This is a genomic window from Methylobacterium sp. B1, assembly GCF_000333255.1.
Lineage (GTDB): Bacteria > Pseudomonadota > Alphaproteobacteria > Rhizobiales > Beijerinckiaceae > Methylobacterium > Methylobacterium fujisawaense.
The window spans coordinates 1-477 of record NZ_BACT01001037.1 but is presented as its reverse complement, the minus strand read 5'-3'; the positions used below and the strand labels follow the sequence as shown (position 1 = coordinate 477).

Sequence of the window (477 nt, the reverse complement as noted above, 5' to 3'; positions counted from 1 at the left end):
CTCGCCGTCGAGCTCGAAGTGATCGGCCGGAATTCTTCCGAGGATTTCGACAAGTTCGGGAAAGTAGCGATCGAGCCGCTTTCCTGATTTCGAATGGATCGTGACAAAGTCACCTTTCCGCGTCGAGATCGCCCGGAAGCCATCCCATTTTGGCTCGAACTGCCAGCCCCCATCGGTCGGCAGAGCATCGACGAGCTTCGCTTCCATTGGGGCAGTAGGAGCGTCCGGCATCTCCTTTCAACAGGCGGGAGTGGGGTCCGTTCCGATCAGGCGGTCAGCGATCGCAGAAAAGGAAGATTGTCGAGGAAGTTGCGCAATTCTCGACGCCTCTGACCCTCCTTGGCATATTCGGCATCAACTCCTAGGCGCCACCACGCTGAAAGCTCGTCCGGCGACGCCTCGAGACGATCGAACAGCTCTGCCTGAGTTTCGACATCCTCGGCACTTCCAATTCCATCGCGGACGAGTTCGTCGGAG

At 58.3% G+C, this 477-nt stretch carries 2 pseudogenes; both read right to left on the bottom strand.

Going from position 1 to position 477, the window contains the following annotated elements:
* Window positions 1-207, bottom strand: a pseudogene (locus tag I53_RS28970) (ATP-dependent DNA ligase); the annotation flags it as partial.
* 59 nt (window positions 208-266) lie between these two features.
* Window positions 267-477, bottom strand: a pseudogene (locus tag I53_RS34385) (hypothetical protein); the annotation flags it as partial.